The organism is Kitasatospora sp. NPDC005751 (genome assembly GCF_040630835.1).
Taxonomy (GTDB): domain Bacteria; phylum Actinomycetota; class Actinomycetes; order Streptomycetales; family Streptomycetaceae; genus Kitasatospora.
Map to the genome: position 1 here is coordinate 1 of NZ_JBEXYC010000090.1, position 16,955 is coordinate 16,955.

The window sequence follows — 16,955 nt, forward strand, 5'->3', positions numbered from 1 at the left end:
CAGCCGCAGGACGTCGAGGACCGCCCGGGCCACGTCCTCCGCCCCGACCGGGGCCAGGGCGACCAGCCAGACGCCGCCCGCCGGGGTGAGCTGCCACCCGGCGTGACGGCGAGCCGGGTCTTGCCGGACCCGCCGGGCCCGACCAGGGTGACCAGCCGGGCCCGATCGAGCAGTCCGACCACCCGGCGTACGTCCTCCCCGCAGCCGACGAAGCTGGTCAGCGGCGCGTCCAGGTTGCCCCGCGCCGGCGCCTGGCCGCTCGCCGGGCGGTCGATCCGCGCCAGGTCGGTCCGCGTCGGGTCGGTCCCTGGGCGATCGGTCCCTGGGCGGTCGACGCCGTACCGCGCTCATGGCCGTCCGATGCACATGGGCGGCTGGTGTGCCCCCGTCGTCGGGCCGCCGTCGTCGGTCGCCGGGCTCGTGCAGGCCGCCCAGGCCGCCACTGTCGAGCACTCCACGCCGGCTCCGGTCGTGGAACGGCACGCCGTGGTGGAAGCGGTTGGGCCCTCGCTGGCCGTGGTGGAGGCGCTTGCCCGCCATCTGGACGTCGCCCCCGTAGCGGCGCCGACCGCCCCCGGAGCTGGTCCGGCGGTTTCCCCGCGCCGTGGCGCGCCGTCGCGTCCGGTCGCCGGCTCGTCGTCGCGGGCCCGGAAGGCGACGGCGACGAAGCCGGCCGCCGAGGGGGCGGCCGATTGGGAGCAGGCCGTCGCCGCGCGCTTCCCGGCAGGCCCGCTCGCGGTGCTGGACGTCGCCCCGTCCGGCAGGGCACTGGTGGCCTACCCCGCCGACGGCACCAGGCGCCGACCGCCCCGTCCGACCGCACCCTGGCCGCCGTCGTGGAGTGGGCGCTGGAGCAAAAGTTCGGCTCGCCGCGGCTGCACCGGCACAGCAAGGGCGGTGACGCCCTGGTCGTCCTCACCGACGCCGCCTTGGCCGAGCTCGGCCTGCCGCCGATGGGCCGTGACGAGAAGAAGGACTTCGTCCCCCGCCTCGGCCAGCTGTCGAAGACTCACAAGGCTCTACCCCGCCCGGGACGCCCTGAGCCTCCCAGGCTGAGCAGGAGCGGATCCTCGCCGAGGGCCTGCGCGAGCACTACTTCCAGGACAACGGCCCCCGCGCCCGCGGCCTCGACGTCGAACTCAACGACGTGTCCTCGATGGGGCTGTGGACGCTCCAGTACCCCTTGCCGCGCCCCTCCCCGCGACGGTGAGTTCTGGGCCTTGGCCGGTGAGCGGGTATCAGTCCTCGCACGGGACCTCGTGGCCGCGCCCCGAGGCAGGAAATCTTGCTGCGATTCATCCCTGAAGTGGGCCGGCCGCACCGCCCGGCGCCGAAGAATCTTCGGTTGTCCACCGTCAGTCCGGACCGCAGGTGGTTCCCGCCCGGCGGACGTCCCCGCGGACCCGGGGACGAGGACGGCCAGGCCCGCGGAGCCCTCCGGCGTCACGATGATGCCCACCCCCACCCCCTGAAAGGATGTCGAGGCGCAACTCGCGGCGGCCGGGGGAGTGGTGCTCCAGCAGGACCGTTCCCTCCACGGAGTGGACCGCGGCCGGGCGTGCCACGCCGGCCGGGAGCTACCCGCTACGAAGACCAACGACAGATGATCTTCCTGCCGGAAGACAACCCCGGGCATGAGCGTCCAGCGGCGCGGGACAGCGCTACGAGCAAGCGTGATCGCAGCGGCGGCAGCGCTACGAAGGCTCCCGCCCGCCCGGGCCCGGCCGGGCGGCCGGCGACGTCGTCAACACCACCTTCTACGCCGCGATCGACGCGCTGAGCGTCGCAGACGAGGACCGCACCGGCTACCCGCGCACCGCCTACCGCCACTGGACGGACGCGGACAAGAACGGCTGCAACGCCCGCAAGGACGCCATCACCAGCGAGGCGATCGACGCCCCCACACCGGCCCCGGCCGTGCCCTGAGCGGCGGGGTGTGGCTCTTCCTGTACGACGTGACCGTGACCGACGCGTCCGGTTCCTGGCGCCGTCACGCACCAAGCCTCCCGCCTCGCCCATGCCCACCACACTCCGTGGCGCACTCAGGGCGACGACGGCCCGAAGACGCGGGCCCGAGGCCGAGGAAGCCATCCGCAGCTCCCTTCACACCAACCCACCCCCGGCGGCTACTGCCTTGCCCTGCGCCGGTCCAGCACGAGGATGGGCGCGGCTGACCGGCAGTTGAGGGGAGGTCTTCATCGGCCCGGCGCGCTCGACGGCGATCGTCTACGCGTCGTCACCTCCGCCCCTTCCCGGCGCCGTGAGCAACCACCCGAGGGGCAGCACCTTCCAGGGCCACCACGCCCGCTCGACACCACCGCGCCGAGCGGGCCGCACCGCTTCACTACCGCCCTCCCCTCCTCAGCCTCCCGCCCGCCGCCGGACCTCACCCGACCACCGCCCGAACGGCCGTCAGAGGACCACCGCCCACGCCGCACCGCTGCCACCCCGCTCGCCAACGCGGCCGGGCTACGCTGGCTCGCCGGCTTCCACCACGACCCGACCGCCCCCTGGTCGAGGGCCAGGCAGGGCCCGGCCACGGACGGGGAGCGCGACCCCAGCGCGACGACGCAACTGCGACAGGGAAGCAAACGAGCGGGGTGGGCGTGCACGACGAGCCGACCGCAGGACCGCAGCCCAGAGGGGCCGCCCACGAGCACCGGCGGATGACCGCCGACGAGGCCCGGCAGCGCATCGCCGCGGACCTGCGCCGCTGGGGCGCCCCGACGCTCCTCCAACCCTCGACCGCCACACTGGCCGAGGCCTGCGCCACGCTCGCGCTCACCGGCCTGCACCTGGGCCTGGCCCGGGAGGCGATCGCCTTCCTGCACTCCTGCAGGGACTGGCTCCACAAGGCCGCAGACCTGGCCGACCCCGACCAATCCCTGGAGGCACTGCGCCGCGTCTGCGGGGCCCTGCGTGCGAGCACGGCCCTGCTACAGGCCTCGGGATGAGTTGCGCCGACCGGGGCGCGCGGGCCACGGCCGGCCGTCGCTACCGCAGTCCTGGCCGGGGTCGGAGCTGTGGTAGCCGCAGAAGCCGGTGGCGAGGTCGGCCTTGGTGTCGCAGTTCTTCGCGTCCTTGTGGTTCTCCTGGACCTCGACCGAGCTCTGGGCCTCACACTGCGGCACGACCTGATCGAACACCAGCTGCGCGACCCCGCCCTGACGCGCGCGGAACGGCGGATGATCCGGGGCCGGATCGGTGAGGCTCGCCAGCAGCTCGACCTGCTGCCCGCGTCGAGCCCGGTGAGTGCTACCGAGGTGGGCGTCCTGCTCGCCGGAGGCCGGTACGAGCAGGCGGACGCCGGAGCCCGGGAAGTGTTGCAGAGGCATGGGGGAGCCTGCCGTGTGTCCGGCTACCAGCTGCTGGCGGCAGCGGCGGTGGCCGCCGGCGAGGCCGGCGAGCTGGCCTCGCGGGAGGTCCGGCACCGCGTCGCCCTCGCGCTCATCGGGCTCCACGGCGACGGTTCCCAGCCGGAACCGACCTGGACGCACAAGTACGCGCAGGCCGCCGCGGATGCCGAGCTGCTCGACGGCCGGCCGAGTCGGCCGCCCTGCTGGGCCAGCGCTGGAGCGTCAATGCCAGTTCGCCGTTCTGGCGTGCTGACGCCTGTTGCACGCTGGCCGCCGCGCTCACCGCTCTCGGCCGCCACGACGAGGCCCGTGTGGCGCTGGTCCGCGCCCGGAGCCAGTGCCCGGGACTGGCCCGAGCGACGCGCCTGGAAGTAGTGCTGGAGACGGCACAGCGGGACACGACGACCTCCGCCGAGCGGGTCTCGTGACAGCGGCTGAGCCACTGGTGAAGCTCCAGCACCTGCCGAAGTCGCGTGGTCGGCGGTGAGAGAGGCGGTGGCGAGCGTCGAGCGGGACCTGGAGGCGGCCGGTCGGTGGGCCGGCCGTGCGCCGGACGTGCCCTTGTAGTCGGGCGCGGGCGAGCATGCCGACTTGCATGCGCCGTGCGATGTCGGCGGTCCGGTGCCAGGCCGCGGGGCATGAACGTCGGGGCGGTTGGCGCAGGCATGGGTGTGCGCGGACCGGGGATCCCGGATGGTTGTGGTGGCGTCGGACCTGTTGTGGCCGCCCCTGTTCGCGGCAACGGGTTCTTCGCCATTGGGAAACCTCTTCTCGAACCGCTGCGGTTGACCCACCGTCATGAGTCCTGGAAGTGGCCTGGAATGGTTTCCGACGGGCCTTGCTTCGATGATTCTCAGGCGTCCGCCGCCGTGGAATTACGGGTTCCGATCGTTGCATGGATCGCCCCGCACGTTGGCCTTCTGGCCTGCGCTGATGGTGCGGGCCGTCAGTGCACGGCTACCTCCTGGATGACGGCTCGAATCGTTATCCCGGCGGGCGGTGGGACGTATGGGGATCTCTGACGGTTTGTCTCGTGATCTTGGCCACGAAACCCGCCGGTAGCCTTTATGCGGGTGGCGCGGTTCGGATATATCTGCCGGGATTCTTCGGTGTCTGCCCGATGGGGTTCTCTGGTGTTCGCGGCTCGTCGTTGTCTTGCTGTCGCCCTGGCCATGGTCATGGTCGTCCTCGGTGTCGCCGATGGGGCGTCCGCGCTGGAGGCCGTCGCGAGCCAGGAAGCCGCCACGGCCGCCACAAATCCGGGGCCGCTGCCCCAGCAGGGACAGGGCAGCGCGGCCGGGCAGGGCCACGACGCCACGTCGGGCGCGACCAGCGCCCAGGCGCAGGGCGGCCGGCCCGGCGCCATGCCCGCCCCCGGTGAGCTGCCGCAGGACACCACCACCGCCACCACCGCCCCCGTCCCGGCCGTCATACCCCCGCCCGCCGCGCTGCCGAAGACCGACGCCAAGACCGTCGACGCCCCGCCACGCCCCGCCGGGGCCAAGGTGACCGACCCCGCCAAGAGCTTCGACCCGGTGAAGAGCAAGGAACTACCGAAGCAGCGCACCGAGAACGCCCGGACCTTCCAGAACGCGGACGGCACATTCACTACCCGCACCTACCCGCAGGCGGTGAACTTCCGCCGCGCCGACGGGACCTGGGCCGCGATCGACACCACGCTGATCCCCACCGGCACGGCCGGCGCCGGCCGCGCCGCCCCCGTTCAGACCGGCTGGACCTCCACTTCGGGCGAACGCGAACTCACCCTCGCCCAGAGCGCCAACACCGACCCCCTGGTACGCCTGCAACTCGCCGACGGCATCTCGGTCGGCTACACCCTCGACGGCGCCGCGCCCGCCCAGGGCACCGCACACGGCTCCACCATCACCTACCCCGAAGCACGCCCGCACGCGGACGTCACCTTCGTCGCGGGCAGCACCTCCTTCAAGGAGACCCTGGTCCTCAAGGACCCCGCCGCCCCCGCCGAATGGCTGTTCCCGCTGCGCCTGCAGGGCGTCGCCGCTTCGCTGGAGGGCGACGGCGCGGTCGTGTTCAAGGACGCGGCGGGTGCGGTGCGCGGCCGGATGCCGGCCGGCTGGATGATGGACTCGGCGTTCGCTCCCAACACCGAGGAGGGCGCGTTCTCGGGCGGTGTGCGTTACGAGCTCGTGGCGAACGCCGGCGGCCAGGCGCTGAAGGTGACGCTGGACCAGGCGTGGCTCGCCGCGCCCGAGCGGGTCTACCCGGTCAAGGTCGACCCGTCCTTCTCCTCGGTGAAGGCCGTCGACGGCACCTACGTCCAGTCGCCGTACAATCAGGACTTCTCCGCCGACACCGTCCTGAAGGTCGGTACCTACGACGGCGGAGGCCACCAGGCCGCCTCGTTCGTGCGCTTCAACGGCATCGAGAACGACCTGCGCAACGCCGCGGTCCTCAATGTCAGCCTCGGGCTGCACAACAGCTGGTCCTACAGTTGCACCCCGAGCCAGGTGAGCATCCATCCGGTCACCTCCGCTTGGTCGGAGGGCTCGCTGCGGACCATGCCGGGCCCGGACACCGGGCCGGCGCTGGCCGCGCCGTCGTTCGCGCACGGCTGGCGGGCCTCGGCCTCGGCGCCGTGGGGATGCGAGCCCGGGTGGGAGTCCATCTACCTGGGCGATGGGGGCCGTAGCCTCGTCAACGCCTGGACGCACGGATGGGCCCCGAACTACGGCCTGGCGATCAAGGCGGACCCGCGGGACTCGCGGGGCTGGAAGCAGTTCGGCAGTGACGACATGCCCGGCGGGCAGCCGAGTCTGGACGTCACCTGGTCCAAGTACGGAGCGGACTACGAGAACTGGGGCCTGGTCCAGCCGGTGACCGCGACCCAGGACGGCATCGTCAGGCTGCGGGTGTGGAACCGCGGCATGGAGACCTGGACCCCGACGAACAGCTACAAGATGTCGTACATGCTCTACGACCAGTGGGGCAACCACATCACCGACTACGGGACCAACATCGCCTGGACGGCGATGCCCTACGACGTGCCGCCGGGCGGCGCGGCCGTCGTGGACGCGCACATTCGAGCCCTGCCCCAGGGTGCCTACACGGTCGCGTTCACGATGGACGACTACCAGACCAGCAACTTCTACATGGACGCCGGCGTCCCGCGGCTGGCGATCCAGATCTCCTCGATCAACATGCCACCGCACCTGACCCGCCTGGCGCCGCCCTCGAACGCGGTCGTCTACCAGGTGCAGCCCACCCTCACGGCGGAGGGCCAGGACCCGGACAGCGCACCGAACCCCGGCCTGGACTACAAGTTCTCGGTGTGCCGGGTGATCGGCGACAACCCCCGGGTGGACTGCCGTGAGAGCGGCTGGCTCGCCCGCCAGTCCCGCTTCGGCGTGCCCGCGGGATGGCTGAGCTGGAACGAGCAGTACGCCTGGTACGCCAAGACCGGCGACGGCGCGGCCGAGAGCGACTGGTCACAGCCCTCCCTCCTGCGCACCATCCTCCCGCAGCCCAGCCAGTACACCACCGGCGCCGACGCCGGACGCAGCGTCAGCACCGCGACCGGCAACTACACCACCGCCGCCACCGACGCCTCCCTGCCCACCGTCGGCCCCGAACTGTCCCTCACCCGCTCCTACAACTCCCTCGACCCGCGCACCACCGGCCTGTTCGGCGCCGGCTGGACCACCCCCTGGGACATGCGCATCCAGGCGGAGTCGGGCGGCTGGCTCGCCTCGAGCGGCAACGTGCTGCTCACCGCGTCCAACGGCTCCCGGGCCCGTTTCGGCTGGGACCCGGGCAAGAACGCCTACGTCGCCGGCTCCGGGATCGCTGCGGATCTGCGCAAGCTCGACGACGGCAACTGGATGCTGGTCGAGCGCGGCGGGACGGTGCGCTACTTCGACCCGGCCGGCAGGCTCGGCCAGGTCGTGGACATGGCGGGCCACGTCCAGGAGCTGTTCTACACCGACGGCCGCTTGACCCAGGTCAAGGACACCACCTCCGGCCGCGCGCTGTCCTTCGCCTGGACCGGCGACCACGTCACCGCCGTGACCGCCTCCGGCGTCACCGGCGGCTGGTCCTACCAGTACGACGGCGACCGGCTGGCCAAGGTGTGTCCGCCGGGCGTCCCGACGACCGCGGCCCAGGGCTGCACCGTGTACGAGTACGGCACCGGATCCCGCTACCGCACCGGCGTGCGCGACTCCGGCCCGTCCGGGTACTGGCGCCTGGGCGAGAGCACCGGCACCAGCGTGGCCAACGACGCCAAGGTCGGCGACCGCGCACCCGGCGGGGCCCAGGATATCGCCTGGGGCGCCCCCGGCGCGCTCGGCAGCGGCGGCGACACCGCCGTGACCTTCAACGGCCGCTCCACCTCCTGGATCGAGCTGCCGAACCGTGCCGTCAGCGCCTCCGTCAACCGCTCGGTGGAACTGTGGTTCCGCACCGACAGCGCGGGCGTGATCCTCTCGCTGCAGAACCGCGCGATGGGGGAGGACCCGTACAACGTCGTCCCCGCCCTGTACGTGGGCTCCGACGGCAGGCTGCGCGGCTTCTTCTACGGCGTCCAGGGCGGCCCGGTCACCACGGCCGGCCCGGTCAACGACAGCGCCTGGCACCACGTGGTCCTCGCCGGTGCCCGGGACACCACGGCGCTGTTCCTGGACGGCGCCCTGGTGGGCACCGCGGCCGGCGACATCGACCACCTCAACATGGACCGCGCCTACCTCGGCGGCGGATACACCGGCACGATGCCCGGTGGCAACGGCGGCTCCTCCTGGTTCAGCGGACAGATCGACGACGTCGCGGTCTACGACTACCCGCTCACCGAGCAGACGGTGGCCGAGCATTACGCCCTGCGCGGCGCCGGCGCCCAGCTCACCAAGACCGTCCTGCCCACGGGGCGCACCAGCGCCCAGGTGACCTACGACGCGGTGACCGAGCGGGCCGCCAAGATCACGGACGCCGGCGGCGGCGAATGGAAGCTGTCCGAGCCGACCTTCACCGGCGGCTCCTTCCTCTACAACAACGCCGTCAAAACCTCCGAGCCGGCCGGCTTCTGGCGCCTGGGCGAACGCGACGGCGCCCTGGCCGCCAGCGACACCGGTACCGGCCTGACCGGCACCTACGGCGACGGCGTCGCCAAGAACGCCCCCGGCGTGTTCGCGCCGACCGACGACACCGCCGCCCGCTTCGACGGCAGCGCCGGCTCCTCCGTCGAGATCCCGCAGGACGTCCTGCACGCCAAGACCGACCTCGCCGTCGAACTCTGGTTCACCACCGACCGCCCCGGCGTGCTGCTCGGCGACCAGAGCCGCGCCATCGACGACTCTGCCGGACCCGGCGGCACCTGGACCCCGATCCTCTACGTCGGTGACGACGGCAAGCTGCGCGGCCGCTTCCACGGCAGCACGACCAGCACCCCGTCCGAGAACGCCGTCAACGACAGCGCCTGGCACCACGTCGTCCTCTCCGCCCAGGGCTCGAACCAGACCCTCTACCTCGACGGCAAGGCCGTCGGAACCCAGTCCGGCACCGTCGACCACCAGCAGAACACCCACACCTACCTCGGCGCCGGCTTCGCCGCGATGTGGCCGGCTTCCCCCGGCGACGTCAGCCACTTCACGGGCAGCATGGACGAGGTCGCCGTCTACCAGCACCCGCTGAGCGAGGCCGACGTCCTCGCCCACTACCGGGCCCGCAGCGCCCAGGTCGCCGGCCAGGGCGTCGGTTACCGCGGCTCGGTCGTCACCGACGCACCGGCCGGGTTCTGGCACCTCGACGAGACCAGTGGCACCACCGCCGCCAGCGAGGTCGCCGCGACCAAGGGCAACGGCAGCTACGCCCCGGCCGTCAGGCCGGGCCTCACCGGCGTGTTCGGCCCCGGCGACGGCCACGCCGCCGAGTTCCACGCCACCAGCGCCTCCTACGTCGACCTGCCCGCCCCGCTCCTGCAGGCCAAGAGCGACCTGGCCGCCGAACTCTGGTTCCGCACCGGTAGCGCCGGCGTCATCCTGTCCGAGCAGAGCGAACCGATGGGCGCCGCACCCTACAACACGGTTCCCGTCCTGTACGTGGGCTCCGACGGCAGGCTGCGCGGCCTCTTCTACGGCATCGACGGTGACCCGATCACCTCCGGCGGCGCGGTCAACGACGGCTCCTGGCACCACGCCGTGATCAGCGCCGCCCAGGGCACCCAGTCCCTCTACCTCGACGGAGCCCTGGTCGGCACCGCCACCGGCACGGTCGACCACCTGAACATGAACCGCACCTACCTCGGCGGTGGCTGGACCGGCTCGATGCCCGGCGGCAACGGCGGCTGGTCCTGGTTCGACGGCTACATCGACGAGGTCGCGTTCTACCAGCACCCGCTGAGCGCGGACCGGGTGGCCGCGCACTACCAGGCCCGCTCGGCCTCCTCCTCCGCCGAACTGGCCTCCAGGGTCACGCTCACCGACCCGGCCGGCAACGTCTCCACCGACATCCACGACGCCACCCGCGCCGACCGCCTGATAGCGCGCACCGACGCGGGCGGCGGCACCACCAGCTACACCTACGACACCGGCGGCTTCGTCCACACCGTCACCGACCCCAACGGACACACCACCGTCAGCGGCCAGGACGAGCGCGGCAACACCCTCTCCCTCACCACCTGCCGCGACGCCGACTCCTGCTGGACCTCCTACACCAGCTACTTCCACAACCAGGACAACCCGCGCGACCCGCGCAACGACAAGCCCACCGAGACCCGCGACGCCCGCTCCGCCGGCCCCACCGACGACACCTACCGCACCACCGTCTCCTACAACGCCCTCGGCCTGCCCGAGACCACCACCCGCCCCGACGGCCGCGCCACCCACGCCTCCTACACCACCGGCACCGAACCGGCCGTCGGCGGCGGCACCACCCCGCCGGGCCTGCTCGCCACCGAGACCACCGCCGGCGGCGCCGTCACCACCTACACCTACCGCGCCTCCGGCGACCTCGCCGCCACGACTACGCCCAGCGGCCTCAAGCTCACCTACGAGTACGACAACGCGGGCCGCAAGACCTCGGCGACCGAGACCTCCGACGCCCAGCCCGCCGGCGTCACCACCACCTACGCCTACGACGACCTCGGGCACCTGACCGCCCAGACCGGGCCGAAGGTCACCGACGCCGTCACCGGCACCGAGCACCAGACGAAGACCACCGTGGCCTTCGACCAGGACGGCCGGATCACCGGCTCCACCACCGCCGACATCGTCGGCACCGACGGCTCCCGGACCGCCTCCACGCTTTACGACGCGGCCGGCCGGGCCGAGACCGACACCGACGCCGAGGGCGCCGTCACCCGCTACGGCTACGACAACCTCGGCCGCACCACCAGCGTGACCGACCCGCTCGGCCAGGTCACCCGCGCCACCTACACCCCGCGCGGCCAGCTCGCCACCACCATCGTCAACGGCTGGAACGGCGACGGCAACGGCACCCGCGACCTCACCGTCGAATCCCGCGCCTACGACCCGGCCGGCCGCCTCGCCTCCGTCACCGACGCCATGGGCGCCGTCACCTCCTACACCTACTTCGACGACGGCCTGCCCGCCACCACCACCGCGCGCAACGTCACCCAGGCCGACGGCACCACCCGCCCCATCGTGCTGGAGGCCGACGAGTACGACGGCGCCGGCCAGCTCACCAAGCGCACCACCGGTGGCGGCCGCACCACCACCGTGAACACCGTCGACACCACCGGCCGCATCACCCAGAGCGTCCTCGACCCCGCGGGGCTCAAGCGCACCACCACCACCGGCTACGACGCCGACGACCGGGTCACCTCCACCACCCTCAAGGTCAGCGACACCGAGAACAGCGTCCAGACCAACACCTACGACCCCGCCGGCCGCCTGACCCGCACCCAGCTCGCCTCCTCCACCGGCGGCCCCACCGCCGTCTCCACCTTCGCCTACGACCAGCGCGGCCTCCTCACCGCCAGCACCTCACCCAACGGCAACGCCCCCGGCGCCGACCCCGCCACCCACACCACCACCCACCAGTACGACGCCCTCGGCCGCGCCATCGCCACCACCGCCCCGCAGATCCTGACCGAGAGCGGGGGAGCGGCCGCCACCCCCGCGCGCCCCACCGTCACCACCGGCTACAACGCCTTCGGCGAAGCCGTCACCACCAAGGACCCGCTCGGCCGCATCACCCGCACCACCGTCGACAAGCTCGGCCGCACCACCTCGGCCACCCTGCCCGGCTACACCCCGCCCGGCACCACCACACCCCTCACCGCCACCAGCCGCGTCGAGTACGACAAACTCTCCCGCGTCACCGCCAGCACCGACGCGGCCGGCCGGCGCACCACCTACACCTACGACCGCCTCGGCCACCAGGTCCAGCGCGTCGAACCCAACTCCCTCGGCGGCCTCCAGCCCCCCGTCGACGACAACCCGCCCACCTGGACCGCCACCTGGACCCCCACCGGCCTCCCACTGTCCGCCACCGACCCGGTCGGCGCCCGCACCGAGGCCACCTACGACCAACTCGGCCGCACCCTCACCGCCACCACCGTCGAACGCAAGCCCACCCCCCAGAACCTCACCACCACGTTCACCTGGGACGACGCCGGCAACCAGACCGCCCTCACCACCCCGACCGGCGCCACCAGCACCACCACCTACAACCCCGCCGGCCAGACGGTCACCACCACCGACCCCCTCGGCCGCGTCAGCACCCTCGAATACGACACCGCCGGACGGCCCGTGCGCGCCATCGCCCCCCTCGGCGAATCCACCCGCACCCACTACGACCCCCTCGGCAACCCCACCACCACCGACAACCTCGACCCCACCGGCACCGTCCTGCGCACCACCACCACCGCGTTCGACCTCGAAGGCCGCGCGGTCTCCTCCACCAGCCCGGCCACCGGCGCCGTCACCAGCACCACCTACGACGCGCTCGGCCGCCCGACCACGCTCACCGAGCCGGTCGCCACCGGCCAGAACATCACCACCACCTTCGGCTACGACGCCGCCGGCAACCGCACCCGCCTGACCGACGGCAAGGGCAACACCACCGTCTACACCTTCAACCCGTGGGGCCTGCCGGAGTCCACGATCGAGCCCGCCACCACCGCCCACCCGGCGGCGGCCGACCGTACCTGGACCACCGCCTACGACGTCGCCGCCCAGGCCGTGAAGCTGACCGAACCCGGCGGCGTGGTCCGCACCAGTAGCTATGATCCGGCCGGGCGCCTGGTCCGCGAGAGCGGCACCGGCGCCGAGGCGGCCACCACCGACCGCGAACTGGCCTACGACAAGGCCGGCCACCTCGTCCGGCACAACTCCTCGACCCTCACCGGCCAGAGCTACGCCTACAACGACCGCGGCCTGCTGATCAAGGCCGGCACCGACCTGAACACCGCTACCCAGACCTGGGACTACGACGCCGACGGGCGCCTGACCAAGCGCTGGGACAAGGACACCGGCGACACCCTCATGGGCTACCGGGCCGACGGTCAGCTGGACTGGGCGCACAACCCCCGCACCGGCACGCAGAACCGGTACGGCTACGACGGCGACGGCCGCCTCGCCAAGCAGTCCTACGTCGCCCCCGACCCGGCCGACACCACCAAGCTCAAGACGATGTCCGAGCGCCGCCTCGGCTACGACCCGCTCGGCCGCCTCACCGGCGACCAGCTGCTCGTCGGCGGCGACACCGCGACCCCGCTCACCGGCACCACCTACGAGTACGACCTCGACAACCGCCTCACCCGCAAGAGCGTCGCCGGCACCGCCACCGACCCGGTGCGCGACAACCACTACGGCTACGACCTGGCCGGGCGCCTCACCTCCTGGACCGCGGACACCACCACGACCGCCTACACCTGGGACGCGGCCGGCAACCGCACCGGCAATGGCACCGCCACCGCCACCTACGACGAGCGCAACCGCCTGCTCTCCGACGGCACCAGCACCTACCGCTACACCCCGCGCGGCACCCTCGCCGCCGTCACCACCGGCCTCACGCAGGAGACCCTCGCCGACGACGCCTTCGGCCGCCAGGTCACCGAGGGCACCACCACCTACACCTACGACGGCCTCGACCGCGTCACCACCCGAAACGCCGCCAAGTTCACCTACGACGGCGGATCCAACAACCTCACGGGCGACGGCACCTGGAGCTACGCCCGCGACGGGGCCGGCACCCTGCTCGGCGCCACCAACGGCACCGCCAACCTGCGCATCCGCACCGACCAGCACACCGACGCCACCGCCACCCTCAACACCGACGGCACCACCGTCACCGGCGCCACCACCTACGACCCCTTCGGCAAGCCCGTCGCCACCACCGGAACCCGCTCCAGCCTCGGCTACCAGTCCGGCTGGACCGACCCCGACAGCGGCGACGTCAACATGGCCGCCCGCTGGTACCGCCCCGGCACCGGAGGCTTCACCAGCCGCGACTCCTGGCAACTCGACCCCAGCCCCTCCAGCCAGGCCAACCGCTACACCTACGCCAACGCCGACCCCCTGGGCGGCACCGACCCCACCGGACACGAGAACGTCTCACACTGTGGCTGCGGCGGACCGGGCTCCCCGGGCGCGGCAGGCAGCTCCATCCAGATCTCAGCCGGCAACGCCGGCGGCGGAATCTCATTCGGCAAGAACGGCACCTTCAACGGCACTATCAAGATCAAGCCGGGAGCCAACTCCGCGCCCGCAGCCAAGGCTGCTCCACAGGCCGAGCCCTACGTCCCGAACACCTCGGGCTACCGGCCGCCGTCGAGCGGCGCGAACACCGCACCGATGCCGGGCTTCTCCATCCCCGGTGCGGGCGTCGGGGGCCTCGGCGTGAGCAGCTTCGGCAGTCCGAGCACCGCGCCAAGCGGCTACGCGAGCAGTGACGTCTACCAGGAGAAGCAGGCCGCCCGGGACTGGCGCAACTCCAGGCCCAGCACCCCGACCTCCGCGCCCCAGAGCCCCACAGGCCTGCCCGCCGCCAACCCCACCGGACCGCAGCAGACCCCAACCTGCACCGCTTGCGGCCACTCCAAGACACCCCCGCGCCCCGCTGCGCCCAGAGCCGAGCCTCCCAAGCCGCTCTTCGACAAGACGAAGCCCTACACCGAACGCCCCACCCCCCAAGCCGACTGGACGGCCCCCAACCCCCACGACACCCCCAACATCATCGCCGCCGCCTACAGCAGCGCCGACCTCCTCGCCCTCCTCGTCCTCGTCCCGAACGCACTGCCGGGCACGACGACCGCTCCCGGCCCCCAACCGGGCCAGAGCACCCAGCCAGATAGGGACAAGCCTCAGAGCTGTCTGGACCGTCGTCCGGCAGGATCCGACACCGATAACAAGGACGGGACTGGAACTGGGTGGATCAAGTACGGGAACATGGAGGATGTTGCAGGTAGCCCTGGTGTAAGGCGTCCGACTGCTGCCGAGGCCTGTCTGACTGGTACGCCACGTTCAAAGCGCGGGACCGGTGCGGACGGAGAAATCACTGGGTGGTCGGCGGCGAAGGAGATCGTGGATGACGCGGATTGGAGTCCCGATGGGGTACCAGGCCTTGCTCGCTGCCACTTCATCGCGCGCGAGTTCGGCGGCCGCGGCGTCGCCCAGAACCTCGCGCCATGCTTTCAGGTTGGCGTGAACACCACCAAGTCAGCTATGCGAGGGTTCGAGGTGGGCGTCGTCGGGGCCGCTATGAGGGGCAAGCAAATTGTCGACTATACAGTTACTCCGGTCTACCAGACGCCCTCGAGCCGAATTCCGATGGGATTCTTCATGGTTGCTATTGGGCAGTACGCTGATGGGCGTCCAGGGGTTCGCGATTTCAGGTACGTTCGCAATGAGAAAGTGGGAGCAAATGGGACCGTTCGGCTCGGAGATTAGGAAGGTGTAGTATATGTCTCATACCCTCGGCGACCTTGAAGCAATAATGGGGATGCCCGACTACCCCCCGCTCGAGGTTCCCTGGAATAAGGCCGTAGAGCAGCTTGGTGTCCCATTTCCTTCGGACTATCGAGCATTCATTGAACGATATGGGCCCGTCTGTTTCTCGGGTGACCTCGTTGTTGCATCCCCATCGCTAAAGCCTGATATTCTCGATGAGGCCAGATTTGACGGGCTGTATCGGTTTAACCAAAACCTGAGCCAGATGATGGAGCAGTGGGGCGGATGGTTTCCGGAGGCGGTCCGGCCTTACGGGCCATTCCTGGCGCCAGGCGGCCTCTTGGGGTGGGCTAGCAACACGTCTGCTGACTACTTCTGTTGGCACATGGTCGGATCGGATCCAGACCAATGGCCAGTTGTGGTATGGCGGTACGGGGGAGATGAGATGAATCGATTCGACGGGGGAATGGTTGACTTCCTTGTGGCGGTCCTAAGTGGAGAGTTTCCTGACGCCGAGGAAATGATTGATCGAAACCTCGACCCTTGCATCTGGAAGTCACTTCTCCGCGAACGATACTGACAGAAACGCAACATGGCTGATCGGTTCTGAGCTGGGGATCAGGGTTTGCTAAAGGCTCGGGCTTCAGTGAGGGGGATCGATGGCATGAGAATTCATGACCAGTGGATTCCGGAAGTCATGTGCCCGAATCTGGAGTTCACAAGGGCCGGTGACCAGGCGGCGGTTGAGTGGTCCTAGGTTTCCCGAGTGACTGCGTCGCGCCGGCACCGGCGGGGGAACCTATTCCCTCGACGGTCTCGCCGTGCCCGGGGTCTGTACGGTGCCCGGCTCTGCCCCGTAATCGGTGGTAGCGCCGTGTCACTGCGGTCGTTGGCATGGTGTGCGCGATGTCAACGAGCTTATGGGCAAGGTGGATCCCTATGAAGCGTGCAATGATCGAATATTCGGACTTGGAAATTGGGATTCCGGAACGCCTTGTCTCTTTCTATTTCCCGGAAAGCGGCGACGCCGCCTGCGTGACATATAACGTCTTTGGCGAGACTTCCACCGAATTGGTCTTCCTGGACGACGAGGGCGATATTCAGGCGTTCAGCAAGGGCGACCAGGGGGGCGAACTCGGAACGCATGCTCGTCCGCTACTCACATATGGCTCAGAGGAACCCTCACCTGGCTAATACTCTAAGAGGCCCTAACAAAAGTCGTAGTCGCGTGACTGCCGGTTGATGTGCTCGTTGGTCCGTCCGTGGGGAAGAGGGAGTCTCGTCCGTGGGTCGTGTCGGACGAACTATGGGGCTTGATCGAGCCGTTGTTGCCCGGGCCGGCGCCGAAGCTGAAGCAGGGGCGACCTCGTGTTCCGGACCGGCAGGCGCTGTGCGGGATCCTGTTCGTGCTGCACACCGGCATCCAATGGGAGTACCTGCCCAGGAGCTCGGCTTCGGCTCGGGCATGACCTGCTGGCGGCGCCTGGCCGCCTGGAACGAGGCCGACGTGTGGGACCGGCTCCATCTGGTCCTGTTGCGTAAGCTCCGGGCCGCCCGGCAGCTCGACTGGTCCCGGGCGGTGATCGACTCCAGCCACGTCCGGGCTGCCCGAAGGGGCCCGCAAGCGGACCGAGCCCGGTCGACCGCGCACGACCGGGCAGCAAGCACCACGTCCTCGTCGACGCCCAGGGCATCCCGCTCGCGGTGTCACTGACCG

At 70.9% G+C, this 16,955-nt stretch carries 5 protein-coding genes and 1 pseudogene; 5 read left to right on the forward strand and 1 reads right to left on the reverse strand.

The features are described from left to right. Positions 1–2,666 precede the first annotated feature (2,666 nt). Positions 2,667–2,954, forward strand: coding sequence for a hypothetical protein (locus tag ABZ497_RS34905; protein WP_359811666.1), 288 nt, complete (start codon positions 2,667–2,669; stop codon positions 2,952–2,954). Here ABZ497_RS34905 and ABZ497_RS34910 read toward each other — a convergent pair. Further along, positions 2,937–3,335, reverse strand: coding sequence for a hypothetical protein (locus ABZ497_RS34910; protein ID WP_359811669.1), 399 nt, complete (start codon positions 3,333–3,335; stop codon positions 2,937–2,939). The genes ABZ497_RS34905 and ABZ497_RS34910 overlap by 18 nt on opposite strands. A gap of 1,193 nt (positions 3,336–4,528) precedes the next feature. Between ABZ497_RS34910 and ABZ497_RS34915 the strand changes: the two genes are divergently transcribed. From ABZ497_RS34915 to ABZ497_RS34930, 4 genes and pseudogenes are all read left to right on the forward strand, one after another. Next, a complete protein-coding gene (locus tag ABZ497_RS34915) occupies positions 4,529–15,238 on the forward strand; it encodes a LamG-like jellyroll fold domain-containing protein (RefSeq protein ID WP_359811671.1) in 10,710 nt (3,569 codons plus the stop codon). 13 nt (positions 15,239–15,251) lie between these two features. Beyond that, complete coding sequence (locus tag ABZ497_RS34920; protein ID WP_359811674.1) at positions 15,252–15,818, forward strand: SMI1/KNR4 family protein; 567 nt, start codon at positions 15,252–15,254, stop codon at positions 15,816–15,818. Positions 15,819–16,177: 359 nt separating this feature from the next. Continuing rightward, positions 16,178–16,432 (forward strand): hypothetical protein, encoded by a 255-nt coding sequence (locus ABZ497_RS34925; protein ID WP_359811677.1) that lies wholly within the window; start codon positions 16,178–16,180, stop codon positions 16,430–16,432. Between the two features lie 68 nt (positions 16,433–16,500). Next, a pseudogene (locus ABZ497_RS34930) lies at positions 16,501–16,955 on the forward strand (IS5 family transposase); the annotation flags it as partial.

What these genes read in the sequence shown, in the direction of transcription:
- ABZ497_RS34905 (WP_359811666.1), top strand. Translation starts at nt 2,667, where the DNA reads ATGACCGCCGACGAGGCCCGGCAGCGCATCGCCGCGGACCTGCGCCGC.
- ABZ497_RS34910 (WP_359811669.1), bottom strand. Translation starts at nt 3,335, where the DNA reads ATGCCTCTGCAACACTTCCCGGGCTCCGGCGTCCGCCTGCTCGTACCG.
- ABZ497_RS34925 (WP_359811677.1), top strand. Translation starts at nt 16,178, where the DNA reads ATGAAGCGTGCAATGATCGAATATTCGGACTTGGAAATTGGGATTCCG.
- ABZ497_RS34915 (WP_359811671.1), top strand. Translation starts at nt 4,529, where the DNA reads ATGGTCATGGTCGTCCTCGGTGTCGCCGATGGGGCGTCCGCGCTGGAG.
- ABZ497_RS34920 (WP_359811674.1), top strand. Translation starts at nt 15,252, where the DNA reads ATGTCTCATACCCTCGGCGACCTTGAAGCAATAATGGGGATGCCCGAC.